Raw genomic sequence first — 22141 nt, 5'->3', positions numbered from 1 at the left:
TCCCACGTCATGGCCGGCCCTGTGCCGGCCATCCCGATACGGAAAAACGCGGCGTTTCAGACAATCGGGATCACCGGGACGAGCCCGATGATGACGTAGTGGGAGTCAAGGCCGGCTTGGATGTCCGGGCGTGTATGCCGGTCACGCGATCCGGTACTCGCTGTCGAGAGCGGGAATGCCGTCCACGACCGCTTGTCCCTTCGCCACCAGGTCTTCCAGATGCGCGAAGACCGACAGACCCGCGGCTCCGACCAGGGCGGGATTCAAGCCCTGATAGATCGCCGCCACGATCGCCGGGATCGTCCGGTCTCCCGCCCTCAGCCGGTTGAGGATCGAGGCCTCGCGCTGGCGCCGGTGATGGATGAGGGCGCGCACGAAGCGCTGGGGTTCCTGCACCGGACCGCCGTGGCCCGGCCAGTAAAGGGTTTCCTCCCGGCCCTTCAGCTTGTCGAGAGACTCCATGAACGCGCTCATCGACCCGTCCGGCGGCGCCACCACGGTGGTGGACCACGCCATCACGTGATCGCCGGAGAACAGTGCCTTTTCCTCCGGCAGCACGAAGGCGAGGTGGTTGGCCATGTGGCCCGGCGTGGCGAGCGCCTCGAGGGTCCAGCCGCGACCCGCAATGGCATCGCCCTGGCGCAGTTCGCGGTCGGGCGCATAGTCCCTGTCGGAACTCGCCTCAAGGGTATTGACCTCTCCGGAGAACAGGGGCCTGGCGCTGTGGTGCGGCGCGCAGCCGACGATCTCCGCGCCCGTGGCGTCCTTGATGGCTCGGGCGGCAGGCGAGTGGTCCTTGTGGGTGTGGGTGACGAGGATATGGGTCACCGTCTCGCCACGCACCGCATCGAGAAGCGTCTCGATATGCCCTTTCCCATCGGGGCCAGGATCGATGATGGCGACCTGTCCCGAACCGACGATGTAGCTGCAGGTTCCGGTGAAGGTGATCGGGCCGGGGTTGTCGGCGACGATCCGGCGGACGAGGGGGCTCACCCGCATGCATTCCCCGGACCTTGCCGGCGGGCGGGTGTCGAAGGTGAGATCGTCGGCCATGGGGAAACCTCGGGGAATGTCTGTCGCTACCTAACCAACCCCGGCCCGTCCGCAAGGGTTTTCTCCTGCCCGGGGATTGGACCAAAGGGTGTCCACAATGGCGGGAAATGCTCAAGTCTGCGGCTTGAGGCACAGGCCGGACCTCCCTATAAGGCTTGATGAGCCGCCGCGCGAATGGCGGAACGATCTGGAGATTCAATTCATGACGACCGGCGTCTCTTCGCTGTCTTCTCCGTCGACCCTGGTCGGCCTCCTCTGGCCGTCGCGGGACGACGTCCGCTTCGCTGCCCTTCGCGCCATCGTGCTGATGGTCGCCGGCACGGCGCTTCTGACCATTTCCGCCAAGGTTCAGGTGCCGCTTCCCTTCGTCCCGATGACTCTGCAGACCCTGGTGGTGCTGCTCATCGGCGCGTCCTTCGGCTGGCGCCTCGGCGGCGCGACCGTCGCCCTCTATCTCGCCGAAGGCGCCATGGGCATGCCGGTCTTCGCCGGCCCGACCGCCGGCATCGGCTACCTGATGGGCCCGACGGGCGGCTTCCTCTTCGGCTTCCTGGCCGCCGCCATCGTGATGGGCTTCATGGCCGAGCGCGGTTGGGATCGCTCGCTCCCGCGGGTGATCGCGATGATGGCCATCGGCCATGCGGTGATCTTCGCCTTCGGCCTGGCGCAGCTCTCCCTGGTGATGCCGTTCGCGAAGGCCTGGACCGTGGGCGCCGCTCCGTTCGTGGCTGCGACCCTCGTGAAGACCGCACTGGCCGTAGCCCTCATGCAGGCGGCCTGGTCGGTCACCCGTCGCGGTGGCAAGGCCTGATCCGAGGCTTCGAACCCGATGCTTCTGGAAGCCGCCCTCGGGCGGCTTCTTCGTTTTCGAGACCTGGCCGGCAGACGGTAGCGGCGGTGTCGATCAGCCGGCCGAATGCACCAGACGGAGTTTCGGTTTGGCTTTGGCGGTGCCATGGAGGAAGGTGACGTCCGCCCATTCCTCGTCGCCGCCGTTTTCCTCGATGCGGTAGCCCATCTGTCGGGCGATCGCCTCGACCTGGCTGAGATTCGATCGCGCGATCCAGCGCGAGAACTCGCCCAGCTCCTGGTCCATCAGAACGGCAATCATGCCGATCTCGACGCCCTGATCGAAATCTTCGCTGCGGCCGGGAAAACGCAGCCGCAAACCGTCATCCAAGTGGATATGTCGCATAACGGGAAGCCCCCATATCGCCCTTTCTGGGCACCTTTTGTTTGAATGTATCAAGAAAACTTCCCGGCCGGAAGGCGGCATGGACGCGCATCTCGACCGCCGCCGGACGGGAGGGGGAACCGGCCCGGCAAGCCGCTCATTAGCCCTGCGAATTCAATCGAACGGGAGGGCTCCCATGGCCGAACGCAGGATCTCCGCCTTCTTCGACACCTATGACGAAGCCGCCCGGGCGGTGAAACGGCTGGAGGCGGCCCATCTTCCGAGCTTCGGGATCAGTCTCGTGTCGAACAACTTCGACGATGCCCATACGCATCACGCGACGCGTTCCTTCGATGTGGGGACGTCTCACGATTTCGCCGGCGCCACTGCGGCAGCCGGCACCGTCGCGGGTGCGGGAGCCGGTCTTCTGGCCGGGCTCGGCACGGTGGCGGTTCCCGGGTTCGGGCCGGTGATCGCCGCGGGATGGCTCGTCTCGACCCTCGTGGGGGCCGGCGCCGGGGCGGCCGTGGGCGGCCTTGCGGGAGCCCTGGCCGATGCCGGTCTCAGCGACGAGGATGCGCAGACCTACGCCGAAGGCGTCCGTCGTGGGGGAGCGCTCGTGACCGTGAAGGTCGATGAGGCCCAGATGGACCGGGTGGTGAAGATCCTCGACGACGAAGGCGAAGTCGAGCCGGGTGGATCGGACCGGGCGTCGGATGAGGCGCCGGCGCCGCCCATCGGGGCTGCCGCGTCCACCACGACCGGGCTGATGACCGATCTCATGCCGATCCCCGTCGATGACGAGGAGGAGGGCGATCATACGCTCCATGTGGAGCTGGAGGACGAGCGCCTTCGCCCGCCTGCGGGAACGCGATCCAAGTAGAAGCAAGGCGGGAGATCGCGGCGATCTCCCGCCTTTCCTTCCATTCGTGGCCCGATCAGGCTGCGCGGCCGTTGCGCAGCAGGCGATCCAGGCTCCAGGCACCGCCGCCGGCGGCCGCGATGAAGAGAAACACGAAGCAGTAGAGAATGGCCGCATCGCCGCCGTTCAGAACCGGGAAGGGGCTGCGCGGCGCATGGGCGATCCAGTACGCGAAGGCCATCAGACCCGAGAGGACGAAGGCGACGGGCCGGACGAACAATCCTGGAATCAGCAGGGCGCCGCCGACGATTTCCAGAACACCCGCAATCCACGGAAGGCTGAAGGCCGCCGGGCCGGGATTGGGAGAGACCGGGAAGCCCAGAAGCTTCTGCGTGCCGTGGGCCATGAAGATGAGGGCCGCGACGATGCGCAGGATGCTGAGGAGGCGCGGCGCCCAAACGGTCTCGAGCTGCGTGGTGTTCATCAGGGAGTCTCCAGATATGAAGGAATCTCGGCGGACGGTCGGGCCGATCCGTCCACGTGCGCCGTTCCGATACCCGCTCAGCGTCGATCTTCCCACCCCTTACGGTGCAGCTTCCGGTAACGAATTGCTTACCACGTTCCCAACACGGTTTGATCCTTGGCGATCCCTGGGAGTTTCTCCTACGCCAACAGAACAGGGGGCCTTCATGACCATCCTCGATCCCAAGACCGGGCAACTCGTCACGATCGATCTCACGTCCAAGCCGCGCCGTGCCGGGCACGCCTGAACGCCTTTTAGGCACGCCGTCAGATCTCGTTTTCAAATCACCGCGATCATTCTCCTCCTCCCCCTTATTTGACCATCCTCTGCACTGATCGATTGCGCAAAGCGCCTTATTTTACTTTGAGCGGCGCGAGCTTGTGACCCATCGCACATCGCGAATGTGACAACTTGTCGATAGTGGAGGGGCCGGAACCCTTGCTCCGCATAGGCATTGGCTAGCAGGAATGGATTCTATGCGAGCGCCAAGGCCAAGGTTTGTTGGCTTCTTGATCAGCAACCGGACCGTTGGCGCTCTGTCATTTTGAAGAGATCGACAATCAAGGAGAGTCGAATGGCTCTGACGGGACGCTTTAATCTTCGCAAGACCTTTACCGGCCGTATCGTTCTGCAGGTCGAGGAGGAGGTCACGGGCTTCTGGAGCCGGATGTTCGGCAAGACCAAGCTGCACCGCCGCTGGCGCGATGCCAACGTGCTCGACCTGGCAGCCCCCGAGCTGCGAAGCCTCGTCGATCTGCGCTTCCGCCCGCGGTACATGCCTCAGACCAACGAGACGCCGCAGGATTGGCCCAAGGCTCCGCGCCAGCTCGAGGCGATCCCGGCTCAGACCCTCCATTATGAAACCTATCAGGAAGACGGCCGCTTCTCGACCCATTGAGGCGGGTGCATGTCGGAGGCCGCTTCATGGCCTCCGATCTCTCGTTTTAAGGCGCTGAACCGGCGCCAATCTGCTGACGCGCCGCTCTCCGAAACAGCCACGCCGACGTGAGCCAGAGCATCACGTAGAACCCATTCAAAAGCAGGATCTCGCCGGTGTCCTTTGCCCCGTCAGAGCCCCATCCGGCGATGAGAGCCACGGCGGCAACCAGCGCCTGGGCGAGGGCGGTCGCCGTCAATGCGCGGGCCATACCGTAGGGCTGGAAGCGCGCGAGGGCGGCGCTCGTGATCCCGACGGCGAGCACGCCGCCGAACACGAGATTAGCGGGATGATCTTCGGACCCGATGATGCCCACGGCAAGGTTCATCCAGAGCAGGAGAAAGGCCGCAGCAACCGACAGTCCTGTCGCGGCGCGGTAGGCCGTGCTGCGCGTCGATCGCGCGGCCATCTCGCAGGCGAGGCAGGCCCCGGTCAGCATGGCGCCGAAGATCGCGTAATCGTGCAGATCCCAGTCGACTCCATCGGTGAATTGCGCCGCGAGAAGCGGCGCCAGGAGCATGAGCCCCGCCACGCTCCAGAGGGCCGGACGCCAGCGATTCCCACGTCGTCCCCCGGCTCCCCCTGCGTGGATTGCCATGGGCGCACCTCCATGCATGACACGCCGGATACGGCGGCGAGGGGGCAAGGGGTTAGCGAAGCGTCGCCTCGATGTGTTCGACGATCCATGGGGCGGCGACAAGCGCGATCATGCAGAGCATCAGAACGACGTAGGTCCAAAAGCCCGGGATCATCATGTTCATCGGGAGCGCGCCTCCTGAAGCCGTGCGCCCTATTCTGTCAGAGTTTCAGCACCGACGATACCGCGAATGGCGGCCTCTGCAGGGACGCCGGTGCACGGTCTCAATCAGCGCCGGTGGCAGCGAATGCGCCGCCTGTGAGGCATTTCACAGATCAGGTCTTGCGAGGTGAGCCAATGTGACCGTTCGCCGTCGGAGAACATCCTCGGCGGAAGCGAGCAGACCTACTGGAAAGGACATCTCATGAGCGGCTACAATCTACTTGGCTCGGGCACCAATGAAACTCCCTCCGGCGGGGGAGTTCCTGCAATTGCTGTGGGAGAACCAAATCCGGGAGCCCCCATACCGGTGGAACCGAACGGCGGTCCTGGCGGTGAGATGGGCCCGTTGTACGGCGGACATCCGTTGCCCGAGTGGTTAGAGGACCTTTCATCCTGGTTCCCCTCTGGGAACGACCATGGCGGCGAGCCTCCGTTCTGCGGCACACCGCCCGGTCCGTGGGATGGCCCTGTCATTATCCCCGCTTACAACGAAGTCCCTCCTGGCCCCAATGACCCTCTCGACTGCTGGTAGCCCACTTCGGAGCGTCGCGGTTCACATATTGCGACGCTCCTTCGTTGAGTCAGCGACGAGTCGCCGGGCCAAGGACGCTGGTGAGTGTGGAGATGGCGGTGAGGTCGAGGGTGTAGGTCATGGGGACGGTACGGCCGGGAGGGTTGAAGAGAATGTTCATCCGCTCAAGGCCCAAGCCCCAGCCTGAATTCCTTCTCACCACGACACATGAAGCCCCGGACAGGGCCGGGGCTTTCCTTTTTCCCTCGGCCGTCGCATTCCTGGGACATGACAGAGCGCCCACTGAAGATTCGATACGTTAAAGTCGCCGAGCAGGAAGTTCACGCCTTTCGAGAACTTGGGCAGGAAGTTTTCGGGTGGTCCCCTCCCGCGAAGTTGGACCAATGAACGTGAGAGTTTTCGGTTAGACTCCTGATGCGACGGAGAGCTGACCGATGAAGAAGACTCGCTTCACAGACCAGCAGATCGCCTTTGCTCTACAGCAGGTCGAAGCCGGTACGCCCGTGCCGGAGGTCTGCCGTAAGATGGGTGTATCTGAACCCACCTTCTACCGATGGAAGCAGAAGTACGGTGGCCTCATGCCGTCAGAGGTCAAGAAGCTGCGGCATCTGGAGGAGGAGAACGCTCGGCTCAAGAAGCTCGTGGCCGATCTCACCCTCGACAAGGAGATGCTCTCGGAGGTCATCCACTGAGGACTATGACGCCTGCTCGAGGCCGGGAGATCGTCGACTTCGTGCGCACCGTCTTCCGGGTGTCGATCCGCCGGGCCTGCCGGGCTGTACCGGCGCCGCGCTCGACGTATCACTACCGCTCCCGCCGCCCCGAGCTGGCTGCTCTCCGCAAACGCATCCGCGAGGTCGCTGAGGCGCGCGTGCGCTACGGCTACCGCCGGATCTGGATCGTGCTCCGGCGCGAAGGCTGGCCGATCAATGCCAAGCGCGTCTACCGGCTCTACAAGCTCGAGGGACTGACCATGCGCCACAAACCACCCCGGCGACGGGTTGCGGCCAAGATCCGCGAGGACCGCTCACCGGCTACCGCCCCCAATCAAGTGTGGGCGATGGACTGGATGTACGATCAGCTCTTCGACGGGCGGCGCATCTGGGTCCTGACGATGCTCGACACCTGGAGCCGGATCTGTCCCGTGCTGCGGGTGTGCCGGATCGCCACCGCATGGGAGGTGATCTCAGCTCTGGATGAGGCGGTACGGCGGTTTGGAAAGCCAAAGATCATTCGGGTTGATCAGGGCTGCCAGTTCACCTCGCGCGAGCTCGACCTGTGGGCTTATTCCCACGGCGTGACGCTGGACTTCAGCCGGCCCGGCAAGCCGACCGACAACGCCTACATCGAGTCCTTCAATGCCCGGGTCCGTGCGGAATGCCTGAACCAGAACTGGTTCATGGATCTGGACGACGCGCGCCGGAAGGTGGAGGATTGGCGCGTCGAGTACAACCCTGCATCACAACACCCATCTGTCTATGTCATTGATGGAAAGAGAGTTTGCTGATCGGGATGCGGTCCCGTGGGGTATTTTGCCGAGCGCTCCGCTCGTTGTGCAACCTCGTTCGCCGCTGATCCACCAAGATCAGCGCGGCTGAAGATCCAGGGACCATCCGCAAGGGGATGAATGGCGGTGATCTCACCGCGTTCGGCCGCCAGCCTGAGCGTCTTGGGGCTGACGCCGAGATGCGTGGCCGCCTGGGTCAGGTTGAGCCAGGGCTCGATCCCGTCAGGGGCGGGTCGGTAGACTGGAATACGATAGTGGGAACGCAGCGCCGTCACACGCTCCCGCGTCCAGCGATTACCATGGCCGGTCACAAGCTTATTTCGATTCAGGAGGCCGGCGATGAGATCGTCATTGGCGATCAAAACCAGATGCCGGACGGCGGCAAGGACATCAGGTGAGGTGCTGTTGCGCTGGCCGCGTCGCCGCCGGGGCAGACGCAGCTCGGTGTGAACGCCGCCGGCCCAATGGATCATCAGGAGGATCTCGCCAGCATCCGCATCAATGTCGGCGATCACCTCGCGAATGACGGTGCGCACGATGCGCTTCTTCAGCCGCGCATCCGTGGTCGGGGCGCTCCAAACAGCCTGCAGGTCATCGGCCAACCTGGCCAAGGAGATCGGCGCGATCTCCATAGCAGGTCGCAGGGCCGCATCGTGGGCAGCGATCTTCGCCTCGACCTCAGCCACTCGGGCCAGCGCCTTGTTCCAGCGCGCCTCCAGTTCCCCGGCCACCAGGCGATTGCCCGGATCAGCGGCATCGTACTGGCGGAAGGCGCGGTCCGCGGCGTACCGGACGGCCTCAAGATCGCGGGTGAGCGCCTCACGGACCTGATCCCGCCGGCTGCTGGCTTCTGCCTCGGCCGCGACTGCAGCAGCAATCGCACCGGGTTGAACCACCTGCAGCAGAGCCGCCTCAATGGCGTCGTCCACCCGCAAGCCTCCGAAGGCGATGCAGCGCGGCTCTCCGTTGTCGCGATGGCCTCGGCAGCAGGCATAGCGTGGGATGTTGTGCTTCATGCCTGAGTAACGCACCGTCAGCTTCCGGCCACAGCTCCGGCAACGCACGAGCCCGGCCAGCAGGGCGTCGCCGTGCTTGGGTGCGCCATGATGCCGGCTGGTCGGAACATTGTCGCTCACCATTCTGCGTATCGCCTCCGCCCGCTCCCAATCGACATAGCCCTCGTGAGTGCCGGGCTTCAGAGTAAGCCATTCTGCGCGCGGCTTGCGGCAAATCCTGCCCCGCATGCCTGAGCTGTCATAGCCCGCAACGCGAGTCTTACCATAGGCATAGGCGCCGCCGTAGATTGGGTTCTCGATCATCCGGTGGATGGTCGCATAATTGGGCCGGCGCCAGATCACATCGCCGTTGGGCTGCCGGGCCGGCAGATCGAGCCCGTGCTCGTGGAACCACAGCAGAGCCTGGCGGGCGCTGCCCAATTCCGCCACCTTGTCGAACACCAGCACAATCGCGTCCTGCACCCGCCGGTCCGGATCCTTCTCCCAGCGGTCGCCGGCCTTCACGAAGCCGATTGGCGCCGTGACGAGGAGTTCACCGCGTCTGGCCTTCTCGTAGCGCGCCGCGAGCGAGCGCTGACGCAGGAGATCGAGCTCATACTCATTGAGAGAACCCTTGAGCCCGAGCAGCAGCCGATCGTTGCCCTGCCGCGGAGCATAGACCGTCTCCTGGTCAATCAGCACCGTGTCGACCACCCGGCACATCTCAATCAGTTGCTGCCAGTCGCGGCTGTTGCGGGCAAAGCGCGACACCTCGCGGGCTGCCACGGCGCCGACCTTGCCGAGGCAGACCTCGGCCACCATGCGTTCGAAGCCGGCGCGGGCGGTGGTGCCGGCCGCTGACCGCCCGAGGTCGTCGTCGACGGTTTCGATTTGCGCCCAGCCCAGCATGGTCAGCCGGTCCCGCATGGCGTACTGCAGGGTGCTGCTCTCGCGATTGTGCAGAACCTGATGGGCGGAGGACTGGCGAACATAGAGGATTGCCTTGCGCTCCAGATGATGGGGCTGGATCTTGTCAGTCATGACCGCGCTCCTCTGCCGGACGGCCGTCGTCGCGGACGTGCTCGAGGATCAGACGAACCATCAGGTTCGTCAGCGCCTGTTGCGTCTCCGCAGGCAGGGTTCGCCAGTCTGGCACCCGCGGCAGGCCGCCGTCCCTTGGCTGGGCAAACAGGTCGAACTGCTCTGGTCCGGACCGAAGGACATGATGAGGGTTGCTCTGGCGTCGCATGGACCTCTCCCCGATTCCCGTCGTGAGAGATCCAGTTTGCCGTTGTCGCCGTGGGAGTCGACGGTGCTCGCTTCAACACATCCGCCAGCACCGCCGTCAAAGCCTGGATTGCGGCGATATCCACCCGAGGAGCAAGCTCAACCCGCATCGGCGCACACACGGCCCGGTCGAACATCCAGAGAGGGAGTTCCAATCTGCGGGCTGGATCACCATCGTGGCGGCAGCGAACACAATCGCCAGCCCTCTTCTCGACGACCTCATCAAGATGGACGATGCACCCGGCCCAGGGGTGCCACCGATACAGAACCTCGCGCTCTTCGGTCCTGTGGGCGTTCCGTTGTCGCTTTGTACAACGAAGTGAGACCGCATAGCGCCATTGGTGATAGGCCACCGATGGCCTTGCTTCACCAGGCCTTAGGCGCGCCTGAGGCCGTTCCAGGACCGGAGATTCTCACATGATCCGGTCCAACTTCGGGGATGCAGCCACAAGCCCGGAAAGTTGCATCGGCCGTGGATCACATATGGGGGCAGCTCCAGCCGGAGGGGGAACAGCGCAATCAGCTTCTGGAGATGGCCAGAACCTGGGACACCCTGGCCGCAGAGCGGGAAAGGTTGGTCCGAAACCGCTCCGAACTCGACACCGCGGAGGAGTCGAGCAAGGCTCGCATGTCCTCAATCCGCCACCCGTAGGACAGGCCTATGTCGTTTTTGAGCTAAGCCTTTAGGAATATCCACTCAAGCCATTTGCTCCGTTGTGGAGCCGCCGGAACAGTTTAGCCTCCGGAATGTGGCGAAGCCCCCTTCCAGCCGCAGACGCCCCGGCCAGAGGTATAGGACACCCTCTGGCTGGGGCGTTTTTTGCATCCGCCGTCCTCGCACATAAACGTTCACAGCATTTTCGCATAAGTGCCGGTATGAAATATAAGTAGAAGGACACATCGGCAAAGAAAAAGCGCCTCCCCGAGGAGGGCGCTTTAAGGTTTCGGTCCCGTAGGGGCAAAAATTGGGAGCCGATGAGTGATATCTATTCAGGCTACGGCGCTCCTGCAACCAATCAACGTTAAAACTTGTATCTGGTCGATGTGCGCTATTGTGTCGCCTGTCAGGCCATAACTAGGGACTATTACTTATTGAAATTGCATTTTGTTCTCGATATATCGCCTCTACCCGTGGGGGCAACTACGGTTCAAAGGGTCGCGAACACGGTCATAAGACTGGGCGCGGCCCTTTTTCATGCGAAGCTCTCGGTCGCGCATGACTCTGCCCGGATTTGCGGCCCGTTTCACTGAGATGAAGACCGCACCTCCGCCGAGAGCACATTCTCAGCATTTTGGCATCGCCCTTTTATCAGCCGTGGGATCAAGCTGCGTCTAAAGCTGGGTTGCATCGAGCCATAGCGATGCAACCCAGCTTCCTGGAGTTGGATCTTACACTGCGTTTTATGGGATGGTTCAGAGGGTGAGAAGGTAGCCGTCGACGCTCGGATTGACCTTATAACTGCTGACCAGGTCTGGAGCGCTATCTGTATGGGTCGGGCCTGTGCTTACGCGGTCTATCAAGTCGCTGCCACTGGAGGAACGTAGGAAGCTGCTTGCCGTCAGCGAGTCGGCAGCCGCGGTGCTGCTGTCGAGCGACTGGCAGTCGCCCTTGGAGAGAGCCCCCCACGAGTCCCAGGAGTTGCGGTCGACCGGGCTCGTGGTGGCCACATTGTCGGTGCCCGTCTTCGTGTCGAACGTGAAGGAGTCCTTGCCTGCACCACCCGTGAGGATGTCGTCGCCGCCCTTTCCATCGACCTTGTCGACGGCCGTCGTGCCACCCGGCCTGTTGTCACTGCTAGTCCCCGTAATGGTTTTCGTCGGGGTCGGCGTCGGAGTCGGGGTGGGTGTCGGCGTCGGAGCCGGCTGAGATGCACCGGACCCAGCCTCGAACGCTCCGAGGTCGGTTGCGGTCCCGGTGTTGGACTGGCCGCTGACGGCGACGCCTTTGTCGATGAGGTCGCTGGAGGCGGCCAGGTGCAGGAAGGTGCTGGCTGGCAGGGAGCCGTCGGCGGCGCGGGCGGCCACGGCGGAGGTGCTGTCGAGCGACTGGAAGTCGGCGCTGGAGAGCGACACGCCTGCGTCCCAGGAGTTGTGGTCGGCCGTGCCGGTGGTCTTGATCTTGCCGGTCCCGTACGAGATGTTGTTGCGGATGACGTGCCCGGCGTTGTGGTCGAAGTAGAAGTTGTAAGCGCCGTTGTTATAGGCGGTGTTGTCAGACAGTGTCAGCTTGGACACGCCGCCGTTGCTGCCGTTCTCGTCAAAGCCGTTCATCTTGTTGCCGAAGGCCACGTTGCCCTCGACCACGTGGGCGCCGGCGGTCGAGCCGGAGCCGTCGCGCACGCCGCCGAGCTTGAAGCCGTTGCCGTCGCCGCCGGGCTTGCCGTCCACGGTCCAGCCATTGCCCCAGGCCCAGTTGTTGATCACCTTGAGAGCGCCGGCCTTGGTGCCGTTCTGGATGTTGTAGAAGTCGTAGCCGTCATCCGAGTTGGCCCAGGCGCGGGTGCCCTCGAGCACGTTGCCGCTGCCCGTGGTGGCAACCTGGAAGCCGTCGGCGTTGTCGAGGTTCAGGTCCTGGTTGTGATGGGAGTCGATGTTGCGCAGCAGGTTGTTGGCGCTGGAGCCGAACAGGGACACGCCCTTGCCCTCCCACTGCGACAGGCGGCCGTTGTGGTGCACGTCGAGGTTGTCGAAGACGTTGCTGTTGGACGCGCCCTTGATCAGCAGGCCGCCTTCGGCGCCGTTGCGGATCTCCAGGTTGGTGACGCGGTTGAAGGACACGCTGTCGAGGTTGAGCACGTAGCCGGCGGCGCCGCCCTTGGTCATGGCCGCGCCGTCGAGCACGGCCTTCTCGCCGGGCGCGCTGGTGATGGTGATCGGGGCGGCGGCGGTGCCGTCGTTAGTGAGCTTGAGGCCGGTGGTGAGCTTGTAGACGCCGCCGCGCAGGTAGATGGTGTCGCCCGGCTTGGCCAGGCTGTGGGCGTGTTGCAGGGAGGCGAACGGCTGCGCGGCCGTGCCGGCCCCGCTGTTCGAGCCCGCCGTCGATACGTAGTAGATTGTCATCTCTGAAGTTCCCCTTGTCATTCAAGATTGTTGAAGTGGATGAGACAGTATTGATTTGATGAATTCGGTACTGACGCTTGTCTCTGATCCGCGGAGGGAACTTTGTCTGGGAATGTGTCCTGTTTATGTCGTATGTTCATTATTGTAAAAGTGCTTTTTACTGCCTCTATACTGACTGATATGTGGCAATAATCTGTCGAATATGTTGCGAGTTATAGGTCAGCACTTTTGCAGGCTTGAACCGACCGAAATACGCCAATGCTCCTGCGTGAGACGTGCGATGTGGGTGCGGGATTCAGGAAGACCTGTCCGGGTTGGGATTAAGGGCATCCGGAAGAGGCCACACAAAATCATCTGGCAAGCTCAGGCCCAGGCTGATCTCAAGTTCTTCCGTTAGTGTTTTGAGACGGTTCAGGGAGGGCGTGACGTGCCCAAGGTGCTCCTTGATGATGCCAAGCCGGATCTCCCGCTCAAGGCGGACATTCGCTCAATCTGCGGATAGTCCTGTGCAGTACTAATGTGCCGCTGCTCACTCGAATGCTGACCTTTGAACGAAAGTGTAAGTCGCCTGTGGTGAGGACAGCACCAATTGGAGAAGGAGCGCCGCTCTCGATAGATACCGAGCGGATCAGCTCACTGGTGACACGAACAACCTCATCCTTTGCAGCCGATACCCACCTTCACCCAAGCTTGGGTAGTGCTGAGGGGTAAAAGGTTATCCGGATGTGTCCATTGTGATGACGCGCCACCCAGCTACTCTCGGGCTCGGACTGGGTGTTAGAGTTGCAATGGCCAGAGAAGAAGAACTTGAGCGAATGCTCTCGTATTCTCGCGCACTTGGACAGGGCGTGAGCTATTTGCTTACCAGGCTGCTCATTGAGCATGTAAAAGCCCGTGCCAATGATCCTGAAGTGTGCATGGTCAACACTCGTGCGATGCTCGATTGGACGCTTGTTGGCTTCAGGGGCAGCGTTCCTGTCCATGGTGGCGGCCAGCTAGAAATAACCGATGAGATTAGAGGTAGGATCTTGCTGATCCTGGACGCTATCGAGCGGGAGGCCAGAGACGCCCTGAACCTTGCCCCGCCTGTCAAAGAGCGCCATTGGGGCGCCTGACCGCGCGGCCAGCCAGATTCAAGGTGGCTATGACCAGCGCTTCCGCAGGTAAGTTGAAACCTCCGACATTTTGGCGTGCTCCGGGCGAACTCGGCGTTCTGGTTCCGCCCTGTGAATGGACATGGCGAACCCGCCAAGGGAAGCTCAGTGTGACGCAGGCCACAGTCTGCGACTAAGCGCGAATGTACGTACATCCGGTACACCACGCCCGATTTTAGCGGGGCGATCCGCGTGATCGACCAATTGGGCAGCAATCGAGGAGAGCCCAATGCGCGACCATGATTGGCATAAAGGCTGGGATAGGCCAAACGATAGCCGATTTGAGCGACACTCCGACTGCCCGCATCATCACACTTCGTATCAAGACGACGAACCGTATGTGCGCCCGAACTGGGGCCAAAGCGATATCCGTGAGGAACGGGACTGGGACAACCTTCCAGAGCGCTCCTGGAGGAATGACGTCGGCGACAGGAGCCTAGATCCCGGCGATACTCATGACGGCTCCAGCCAGCCGCATGACAGCGGCTTCCTTGGTTGGGATGCTTCCGCCTGGGAGGATGCTGGTGGCTTCGAAGCAGTGCTTTCTGGCCAACTGTCCAACAGTCTGGGCCATTCGGGAGGCTTACCGCCGATCATCGTCTTTGCAATCGACGACCTGGACGTAAATATCGGTACACTGAACCAGATCACACAAGTTCAGAATACATTTGTCTTCCTGAACGCCTCACACGGCGGCAGCATTGATGTCGGTGGTGACGTAACTGCAAACGGGCTCCAGTCAGCCGGAATTATGAACCTCCAAGAGTTTTCTTGATCTGTGTGGGCCAGTGAAGGGCATCTGAGGCGAAGAGGTATCGGCAATGCGCTGGATTAGACGGAATTCTGTGGAGCGATCCTACCCGCACCAATGGTGCCAACGCTCTTCCCACGCCGCCCGTCCATCGCGCCAGGGGAGGGCAAGTCCTTCGGCAATCAGGACCGAACCAACGTCCCGGCCGCCGGCTGATAGCCGGGCGAGGGTGCGTCTGTAGCGGTCTTGCCCGTGGCGGTCGATCCCAACAGGTCCAGCCCGCAGCAGCTCGGCCAGCCGCTCCTTGGCCTTGAGGCCCGCCACCAGTTCGGCTTCGCATCGAGGGCGGAAGGTTTCAGGCGTGTCCACGTTCAGGATACGCACCCGCTCCGACCCTATCGCTATGGTGTCCCCGTCAATGATGACGACGCGCCGGCCGTCGATGGTTTCAGCGAGGGTTGGAAGGTTTTCAAAGGTCAACAACCCAAGAGCAAGGCAGAGGGTGAAAACGAGAAGGAGAGCAGCGCGAATGTCCATGCGGATCATATAGGGCGCTCATACGAAGAGGCCCCGCCCGGGATAGAGCCGAACGGGGCCTCCTGCTGCCTTAGCCTGAGACATAGCCCAGACTGGGTTCTGTAATGCAGCGCGGGGTTAATAACCCGTTGTTGCCTCACGCGTCGGATTATCCGGAAGCGTCAGACAGTCTATTGACACTGACGGCGCTTGTTCTCTGGCAGAGCGTCCATGACATCTGCAAATGCCCCAAGATCCATATTTGCTACCGCTAGGATCCTTGAGAGCGTCTCAGTTGACGGCCATCGCATGTGGCCATCCGCGCTGACTCGCTTTGAGCGATGAAGTGTTGCCTCATCCAAGCCGGCCCGTTTCGCCAGGGCGGAAACCGAGAGCCCCCGAGCTTCGGCAATTGCGTCAATGGCAGCCCAAAGTTGCGAGTGAGTGAACATTCTACGTTTCGTGCGTGCGAGTAAGTATGGCTCCGAGGGACACGGGACCTCGCATGATGCGGCCAAGAACGAATTAACCTTTGTTAGGTAGCGAGTTCCTTTATGCATCACCTCTGTGCAGGCTCAGGACATCGAGGATGAGTGAGAGGCCGATGAAATTGACCGGATCTAGTCTCTCCTTAGGGGCGCACTCCAGGTCATCCACTGTCAGCATTGAGCCGGGATCAACCGCCGCAATACGGGCCTTAACGCACGTTCCCTCAGGAGTACTTGCCCGTGTCCTTGCGATCCGCTCTTCCAGTTCATGTAGGGCTTGCAGGTCGCCTGAAGCCACTCCCCCTGCAGTTGATCCATGCCACGGCAGATCCTACAGAGAGGCTGTGCAGACGTGGCGAAACTGGTAGACGCAAGGGACTTATATCCGATCCGGAAATTGCTGACGTGGAGAGATACGGATAGGCCGTCAGACTTGCGAGACGGCCTCGAGCACCGCTTCATAGTCGTTGAGCACGCGATGCGAGAGATAGCGCTCGCGCAGGTAGAGCCAGACCCGCTCCACCGGGTTCAGCGCGGGGGATGCCGGCGGCAAGGGCAAAAGGGTGATGGCGTCCGGCACATGCAAGGCCCGTGAGTCGTGCCAGCCGGCCTGGTCCAGCACGAGCACCGCGTGAACGCCTGGCGCAAGCTGCCGCGCGAAGTGCTCCAGAAAGACCGTCATCGCGTCGGCACTCACCCGTGGCAGCGCCAAGGTGAAGTAGTTGGAACTTAATCTGACAGACGGTGTCGATTGGCTGAGGCATGAGCCGAGGCCGGGCGCGGAGTGGACGGGATGCGCAGCGCCCGGTCTCGGCGTTCACAAGGAACACCGTCATGACCAACGAGCAGAAGATCATCCGGGCCAAGGTCGGCCTGCTGGAGCTGGCCAAGCAGCTTGGCAATGTCAGCCAGGCCTGCCACATGATGGGCTACTCGCGCGACAGCTTCTACCGCTTCAAGGAGCTCTACGAGACTGGCGGCGAGATGGCCCTGCAGGAGCTGACCCGGCGCAAGCCGCTCCTGGCCAACCGCACGCCAGCCGAGGTCGAGGCAGTCATTGTCGACCTGTCCCTGGAACAACCCGCCTTCGGCCAGATCCGGATCGCCAACGAGGTGCGCAAGCGCGGCCACTCGATCTCACCCGCTGGCGTACGCGGGGTCTGGCAGCGGCACGATCTCGAGACCATGAAGAAGCGGCTCAAGGCGCTCGAGGCGAAGGTCGCGCAGGAGGGCCTGATCCTGACCGAGAGCCAGTTAGCGGCCCTGGAGAAGGCCAAGACCGAGAAGGAGGCGCATGGCGAGTTCGAGAGCGAATGCCCCGGTTATTGCGGCGGTCAGGACACCTTCTACGTCGGCAACATGAAAGGGGTCGGACGGATCTACCAGCAGACCTTCCTCGACACGTACACCAAGGTAGCGTTCGCCAAACTCTATGATCGCAAGACACCGATCACGGCCGCTGACCTCCTCAACGATCGGGTCCTGCCCTTCTTTGATGCCTACGAGGTGAAGCTGTGTCGCGTGCTCACCGATCGCGGCACCGAGTATTGTGGCAACCCCGAGCACCATGAATACGAGCTTTATCTGGCGGTCGAGGATGTGGATCATTCCAGGACCAAGACGAAAAGCCCTCAGACGAATGGCATCGTTGAGCGCTTTCACAAGACGGTGCTGGACGAGTTCTACCGTGTAGCATTCCGCAAGAAGATCTACGGCTCAATTGCCGAACTGCAGAACGATCTCGATGCCTGGGTACGGAGTTATAATGAGGAACGGCCGCACCAGGGGCGGTGGTGCTTCGGCAAAACGCCGATGCAAACCTTTCTGGATGCCGTGCCGCTAGCGAAGGAGAAAATGATTGCAGCCTGATCCTCTCGGACAGGCTCGACCCGATCACTCTCTGACGCCAACTGTCTGATCAAATGCCGACTACTACAGCCAAGGCGAAGGTCTCGTCGGTGCCAGGACGGCAGGTGGCAAACAGATACAAGCTGTCAACGGGCGTTGATCGACCACCCCAGGCGGACCCACCCCGCGTTCGTACCAGACGCGGGTGGTGCGGCCCTTCTGACCAAAGCGCGCCTCGTCCTGGCACCAGAGTTGAAGACGCGCCTCAGGGTGCTCGGTCGCGAGGGCCTGCAGCTGTGAGGGCAGCTCCTTTTTTGAACGCCGCCTGCGCGGCCGGATTGCCTTTCGGGTGCGAGGGCCGAGTCTTCTGCCTTGACATGTTCAATCTCTTGAGCAGGCACGAGAGCCCCCACGCTTACGCCATAGGTCCGCTCGACGGACTCGCACAGATCGACCAGACGCCAGGCGCTCACCCCCTCGCGCTCGGGCTCCGGCCCGTGCGGAATGTGGGCCTTGATCGCCGCCTGCTGACCGGGACTGAGCTGCTCCGGGCGACCGGAGCGGGGCCGGTCGTGCAGACCGTCCGGTCCCTCGGCATTGAAGCGCTGGATGGCATCGTGCAGAGCCTGACGTTCCATGCCGGCCAGGCGGGCGGCCTCCGTTCGGGTCATGCCCTCGAGCGCATTGGCAATGGCCAGCAACCGCAGGCTGGCCCGGGTGTCTCGCTCGCGAGCGGCCCGCTGGCGGAGGTCGGATGCTGAGTAGTCCTGCCGGATCCGGAGCGCAGCCATGCTGATCTCCCGCAACAGCGCCCCCGTTCCGCCGTGAATCACGTCAGGCACACCAACGCAAATCCGGGTCAGCAGTTCTCTGGGCGGGTATGAGGCCCTGGAAACCTCGCGCAGACCAAGTGGCGATGGGGGATCGGGATCTGTGATTAGGACAGCGGTGTTCCGGGAGGCGCTTCCATGAAGCAGCGGCAAACGTATTCCTCGTAACCAGCTTCGTCTTCAATCAGGACTTGAGACGCCTTTTGCTCAGCGCATCGGGTCTCAACCCATATGCAAGACAAACGACTCAGCCTGAGGCCGTTCTGGGAAGCCTGCAACAAGCTTATCGTCGTGGAAGATCAGCCAAGCACCATCGCGGCCAACGAGTTTGTACGTAGCGTAGAATTGCGGCAAAACAGGCCTCGGAATCTTAGAGAGTGGAAAACCACACCTCACCTTATGCGGGCGAAGGCGCCTTGTCTGTCGGATACTCGACATTCTACAGTGGCCCGGCCAATGCTTGCGCGTATGAAAAACCCCCTGCCGAATTTCCCGTAACGCCCAGTATGGAATGCACCTGCAGCTACCGAAATTTAACCTTGGCCGTTTCAGGATGCTCGCACCGGGCGCGTTGCGTATCAGCCCGAAAGAGGCGGGGTTGTTTCATTCCCCGCACGTGCCCTGGCTGAGGGTCCACGACTCCCCTTGGCCAGGGCCTCAGGCGCTCTCAGCCGGAGGTCGGCAAGACCCCTCGGTGAGGGCGCTTTCTCACGCGCGGGCTAAGGCGCTGCATGCCAAACCGATCCCATTAGAACGGTCCGATCTCAGAACGCCGTTGCCGTTCTTGTGCATCTCTCGAAGGCCGCAGCATACACATCACGGTAGTCGCTTGGCGTTGAAACGCCTGAGGCAAAATCGTCTCGCGCGCGCTTGATGCACATGGCGAGGTTCGCGTCAGTGTCCTTCCGGTCGCAGCTCACCGCTTGCAGGATGCCCAAAACGGCAAAGAAGATAACCACATACTGTACAGTCTTCATCGTACTCGACGCGGCATTACAATGTAACCATCGATGGAATGAAGCCCAACATCAGTTGAGCAGTTCCACAGGCCCTGAGAGATGCGCCAGCAGCACAACGAGCACAGCGGCAGCCAAGGCAACGACAATGGTGAAAGTCATGCGGGTGTTCTTCGAATGGCGAGCGAGTTCAGCTTTCACTTCGGCAATCTTCCGCTCTTTTTCTTGTTCGTGATGCATGGTCGTGGGGTCTCGCCTTAGATCGACAGGGCACTCAGGGACATCAGGGCGATAAAGCCCATTCCCACGTGACCGGTGTGTTGGATCTCATGGAGGCTGATCTCAAGTTGTGGAGTATGGGCCGGTCCCCGATGAGGGCCGCCATGAGTCAATGGATAACTGGCCTGCATGATGACCGTCCTGAAACGCCGCTGCCCGCGTCATGCCGGGCTGGTCGGAAAAGGAGGACATGGCCACATCATGCGCCACAGATTGGAATTCTTCGAAACTACTAAAACCCTATGGCTACAGCAATCTCGGTACGTGCCTGCTGTGGCCGTAACCTTAATGGGCAGCCAGCCCTTGACCTAGTTAGATAATAATGTCGGCACGGTTTCTCATGATCACCAGTATGGAACGACACGTCTCATCTGGGAGCAATCTCGCGCCATCGATGGAGTACCCGGCGTGTCGCAATGTCGAATGTCCAGAAATGTCCCTGGAACGGTTGGTCGGCTGCACGGGTGATTGGCACCCCGAGATACTTGCAGAGCAGCAACGTCCCAACCCCACCATGCGCGACAAGCCCAATGCTCTCACCCGAGAAGTCGTTGAGGATGGTGTCCACAGCCGCTGCCACCCTAGCCTGGGCATCAACCGCACGTTCCCAGCCTCGCACGCTTTCCTCCGGCCTCGCGAAGAAGGCGTCTGCCATCCGGTCAAACTCCAGGGGCGGAAGAAACCCGGTCGCACTGCGGTCATTCTCATGCAGTCCGGAATGGACGCCAACAGGAAGTCCAAAATGGCCTGCCAAGATGCCGGCAGCCTCGATTGCTTTGGTTTCGGCGCTCGCCCAAACGGCAGAGAGCCTGCCCAGATCCGCCTGAGAGGCGAAAGTGCGCATCCGGTGTACACCCTTTTCCGAAAGATGCCACTGAGGGACAGGGGTGTCCGGATCAATCACGACTTCCGGGTGAGTGATGAAGTAGGCAATGCTCACGCGGATCTCCGAAAAGAAGTGTCAGCGTAACCGATAACAGGGGCGGTTTCACTGTCGATAGAGGATGTTTTCTGGCGCAGTGCATCAGGGCCACGCAATTTCGTATCATTCTCGGTAGGGAAAAGGACGGCAATTGCCCTCACAAAGGGCAACTGCCGACTCAGAAACCACTGTCAGGTTTGGCCGAAGGATTGCACCGTAGGTTGCATAGCCCAGGTCGTAGCCAGGCCCGTTCTTGAGCCGCCCGCACCAATGCCCCCGCCTGTTTCACTTGTATCCCCTGGGTAGCGCCCGATGCTGAATCGTGTGGTCCGGCATCCAGATCCATTGTCCCTCGACGAACATCTGCACCCCGGTTGACCTCACCCACTAGGGCGCAGGGCGGCAATACCCGTCATCACAGCAATTCCTTCCTGCTTTGCTCCTAAAGGCGAGTAAATGTCGTGGACCTTGGTGGATGGCTCAAAAGCCGACGAAGAGCAGGACCGCAGAGAGGCCAAGCTTGAGAGACATAGGCCGCTATCCCTCATGATCGGCTGGCGGCGCTCATCAGAGTGTTAGGAAACGCAACACCAGTCATTTACCCCCGGATTGAAGGTCATGCCGCGCAACTGCATGAGAACTGCGGGTAACAGCGTGGTGCCCAAGACGAGCGGGATGACAGCCCTGCGCAAGTCATCTGGTTTCTATTCCTATTACCTGGCGCGCTCCCCCGTGATCCCGGCCAGAACTTATGAGTCTAACAATTTCAAACCTAGTGCAACTGTCATCGCATTCTGCAATCCAGATTACTTGCGATGGCGCTTCTGTGCTTGAAGCTGCCCAGCGGCTCAACGCCGCGGTTTGTGAACTCAGCGATATCGCTTGCCAGATAATCGCCTCAGGTGCTCCTGAGCCTCTGAAGCACAAGACTGCCCAAAATCTTGTAGGAATGCAGTAGCACGCTTACTGCATCCCACAGGATATCATCAGTCATTGCAGGCCTGAGAGATCCAATCTCCTGAAGCGAGTGGTGATCTAGTCCGTGAACTGCGTCCCGTAACTATTGCCGCTGGACCAAATCAGACGGACTCTGGCGATTGCCCCCTGATTTGGGATCTTCAGCTCGAACTCGAGAGGAACGTCAGCCGGGGAGGGGACGACAAGTCGCGCACCTGTCTCAGATAAATCCCACACAGTACATGCAATCGGTTCACCGGACATTTCGCTCGGAAGCCACCCTTCCAAGCTCGTGGGGACGCGCTCGTGTGATCGACGCTCAGACCTTCCAGAGGGCATGCACCAAGTCCCATACAGACAGGAGGAGCGTTATAGAACAGCACGCTAGCCTGAGGCTTTCGTCAGGGCCAGACGCGCTTAGAGATGGCTGTGGCGTCGTCGAGCAGGGGCAGGCAGCGGGCATGGTATGAACAGGCGATGCCGCCCACCGTCACGGACTGGCGACCGTATCGAGCAAGAGGTAAGCGACTATCGCTGTGCCGACGACGATGAGGATGAGAATGGCAGCCAGGGTGGGCCAGCCAACCCGGGTCTCCGAAGCCAAGCGGTCTGCCGATTCCTGCCGCTTCTGATCTAGCGCCACAGCCATCTCTTGCTGCCCTTTCCGAGCACTATGTGCCCACTCAGCCTAGAAGTCCAAACAGGTCGCGG

The 22141-nt window shown here is 61.6% G+C and carries 20 protein-coding genes; 7 read left to right on the top strand and 13 right to left on the bottom strand.

Annotated elements, in window-relative coordinates:
- Positions 1-141: 141 nt before the first annotated feature.
- Entirely contained in the window at positions 142-1053 is a 912-nt protein-coding gene (locus tag HPT29_RS18790) for an MBL fold metallo-hydrolase (RefSeq protein ID WP_173946118.1), read from the bottom strand.
- A gap of 202 nt (positions 1054-1255) precedes the next feature.
- Here HPT29_RS18790 and HPT29_RS18785 point away from each other — a divergent pair, with 202 nt between their 5' ends.
- On the top strand, positions 1256-1864 hold the full coding sequence (locus HPT29_RS18785; RefSeq protein WP_173946117.1) for a biotin transporter BioY: 609 nt from the start codon (positions 1256-1258) through the stop codon (positions 1862-1864).
- A 93-nt stretch (positions 1865-1957) separates the two neighbouring features.
- Here HPT29_RS18785 and HPT29_RS18780 read toward each other — a convergent pair whose 3' ends face one another.
- Complete coding sequence (locus HPT29_RS18780) at positions 1958-2221, bottom strand: hypothetical protein (RefSeq protein WP_259060167.1); 264 nt, start codon at positions 2219-2221, stop codon at positions 1958-1960.
- A 202-nt stretch (positions 2222-2423) separates the two neighbouring features.
- On the opposite strand from HPT29_RS18780, the gene HPT29_RS18775 reads away from it, so the two are divergent.
- Complete coding sequence (locus HPT29_RS18775; protein WP_173946116.1) at positions 2424-3110, top strand: hypothetical protein; 687 nt, start codon at positions 2424-2426, stop codon at positions 3108-3110.
- 55 nt (positions 3111-3165) lie between these two features.
- On the opposite strand, the gene HPT29_RS18770 is transcribed toward HPT29_RS18775, so the two are convergent.
- The gene (locus tag HPT29_RS18770) at positions 3166-3573 is read right to left on the bottom strand and encodes a DoxX family protein (RefSeq protein ID WP_173946115.1); all 408 of its coding nucleotides are present in this window, start codon (positions 3571-3573) and stop codon (positions 3166-3168) included.
- A gap of 613 nt (positions 3574-4186) precedes the next feature.
- Here HPT29_RS18770 and HPT29_RS18765 point away from each other — a divergent pair.
- Positions 4187-4510, top strand: coding sequence for a hypothetical protein (locus HPT29_RS18765; protein WP_210811968.1), 324 nt, complete (start codon positions 4187-4189; stop codon positions 4508-4510).
- A 46-nt stretch (positions 4511-4556) separates the two neighbouring features.
- Here HPT29_RS18765 and HPT29_RS18760 read toward each other — a convergent pair whose 3' ends face one another.
- Positions 4557-5147, bottom strand: coding sequence for a hypothetical protein (locus HPT29_RS18760; protein WP_259060165.1), 591 nt, complete (start codon positions 5145-5147; stop codon positions 4557-4559).
- A gap of 1167 nt (positions 5148-6314) precedes the next feature.
- On the opposite strand from HPT29_RS18760, the gene HPT29_RS18755 reads away from it, so the two are divergent.
- A protein-coding gene (locus HPT29_RS18755; protein WP_432807264.1) for an IS3 family transposase occupies positions 6315-7387 on the top strand; the annotation gives its coding sequence in 2 pieces (ribosomal slippage) (positions 6315-6570 and positions 6570-7387; 1074 coding nt in all).
- Here the strand turns inward: HPT29_RS18755 and HPT29_RS18750 are convergent.
- From HPT29_RS18750 to HPT29_RS18740, 3 genes are all read right to left on the bottom strand, one after another.
- Positions 7357-9423 carry a recombinase family protein gene (locus tag HPT29_RS18750; protein ID WP_173946113.1) on the bottom strand — a complete coding sequence of 689 codons (2067 nt, stop codon included), beginning with the start codon at positions 9421-9423 and terminating at the stop codon, positions 7357-7359. The two genes, HPT29_RS18755 and HPT29_RS18750, sit on opposite strands and share 31 nt — an antisense overlap.
- Positions 9416-9631, bottom strand: a complete 216-nt coding sequence (locus HPT29_RS18745; RefSeq protein ID WP_173946112.1) for a hypothetical protein — start codon at positions 9629-9631, stop codon at positions 9416-9418. The genes HPT29_RS18750 and HPT29_RS18745 overlap by 8 nt, the downstream gene beginning before the upstream one ends.
- A 1451-nt stretch (positions 9632-11082) precedes the next feature.
- Positions 11083-12729: a right-handed parallel beta-helix repeat-containing protein gene (locus HPT29_RS18740; RefSeq protein WP_259060823.1), complete on the bottom strand. Its 1647-nt coding sequence runs from the start codon at positions 12727-12729 to the stop codon at positions 11083-11085.
- A gap of 737 nt (positions 12730-13466) precedes the next feature.
- Here HPT29_RS18740 and HPT29_RS18735 point away from each other — a divergent pair.
- Together HPT29_RS18735 and HPT29_RS18730 are read left to right on the top strand one after the other, a co-directional pair.
- Positions 13467-13844, top strand: coding sequence for a hypothetical protein (locus HPT29_RS18735; RefSeq protein WP_173947996.1), 378 nt, complete (start codon positions 13467-13469; stop codon positions 13842-13844).
- Positions 13845-14112: 268 nt separating this feature from the next.
- Positions 14113-14658 carry a hypothetical protein gene (locus HPT29_RS18730; RefSeq protein WP_173947995.1) on the top strand — a complete coding sequence of 182 codons (546 nt, stop codon included), beginning with the start codon at positions 14113-14115 and terminating at the stop codon, positions 14656-14658.
- 81 nt (positions 14659-14739) lie between these two features.
- Here the strand turns inward: HPT29_RS18730 and HPT29_RS18725 are convergent, their stop codons facing one another.
- Both HPT29_RS18725 and HPT29_RS18720 read right to left on the bottom strand, forming a co-directional pair.
- Positions 14740-15180 (bottom strand): thermonuclease family protein, encoded by a 441-nt coding sequence (locus HPT29_RS18725; RefSeq protein ID WP_259060163.1) that lies wholly within the window; start codon positions 15178-15180, stop codon positions 14740-14742.
- A gap of 885 nt (positions 15181-16065) precedes the next feature.
- On the bottom strand, positions 16066-16320 hold the full coding sequence (locus HPT29_RS18720) for a transposase (RefSeq protein WP_173947994.1): 255 nt from the start codon (positions 16318-16320) through the stop codon (positions 16066-16068).
- Between the two features lie 152 nt (positions 16321-16472).
- Here HPT29_RS18720 and HPT29_RS18715 point away from each other — a divergent pair, with 152 nt between their 5' ends.
- On the top strand, positions 16473-17507 hold the full coding sequence (locus HPT29_RS18715) for an IS481 family transposase (RefSeq protein ID WP_173947993.1): 1035 nt from the start codon (positions 16473-16475) through the stop codon (positions 17505-17507).
- Positions 17508-17632: 125 nt separating this feature from the next.
- Here HPT29_RS18715 and HPT29_RS28900 read toward each other — a convergent pair whose 3' ends face one another.
- The 4 genes from HPT29_RS28900 to HPT29_RS28895 all read right to left on the bottom strand — a co-directional run bounded on the left by HPT29_RS28900 (position 17633) and on the right by HPT29_RS28895 (position 21694).
- Entirely contained in the window at positions 17633-18277 is a 645-nt protein-coding gene (locus tag HPT29_RS28900) for a helix-turn-helix domain-containing protein (RefSeq protein ID WP_210272155.1), read from the bottom strand.
- Between the two features lie 1067 nt (positions 18278-19344).
- On the bottom strand, positions 19345-19512 hold the full coding sequence (locus tag HPT29_RS18700) for a hypothetical protein (RefSeq protein ID WP_173947992.1): 168 nt from the start codon (positions 19510-19512) through the stop codon (positions 19345-19347).
- Between the two features lie 406 nt (positions 19513-19918).
- Positions 19919-20491 carry a histidine phosphatase family protein gene (locus HPT29_RS18695; RefSeq protein ID WP_173947991.1) on the bottom strand — a complete coding sequence of 191 codons (573 nt, stop codon included), beginning with the start codon at positions 20489-20491 and terminating at the stop codon, positions 19919-19921.
- A gap of 1017 nt (positions 20492-21508) precedes the next feature.
- Positions 21509-21694: a PilZ domain-containing protein gene (locus HPT29_RS28895; RefSeq protein WP_432807263.1), complete on the bottom strand. Its 186-nt coding sequence runs from the start codon at positions 21692-21694 to the stop codon at positions 21509-21511.
- Positions 21695-22141: the final 447 nt, after the last annotated feature.

Origin of the sequence: Microvirga terrae (genome assembly GCF_013307435.2) — a bacterium.
GTDB lineage: Bacteria > Pseudomonadota > Alphaproteobacteria > Rhizobiales > Beijerinckiaceae > Microvirga > Microvirga terrae.
Note: the sequence above shows the minus strand (reverse complement) of the source record. Positions and strands in the feature narration are given on the sequence as shown.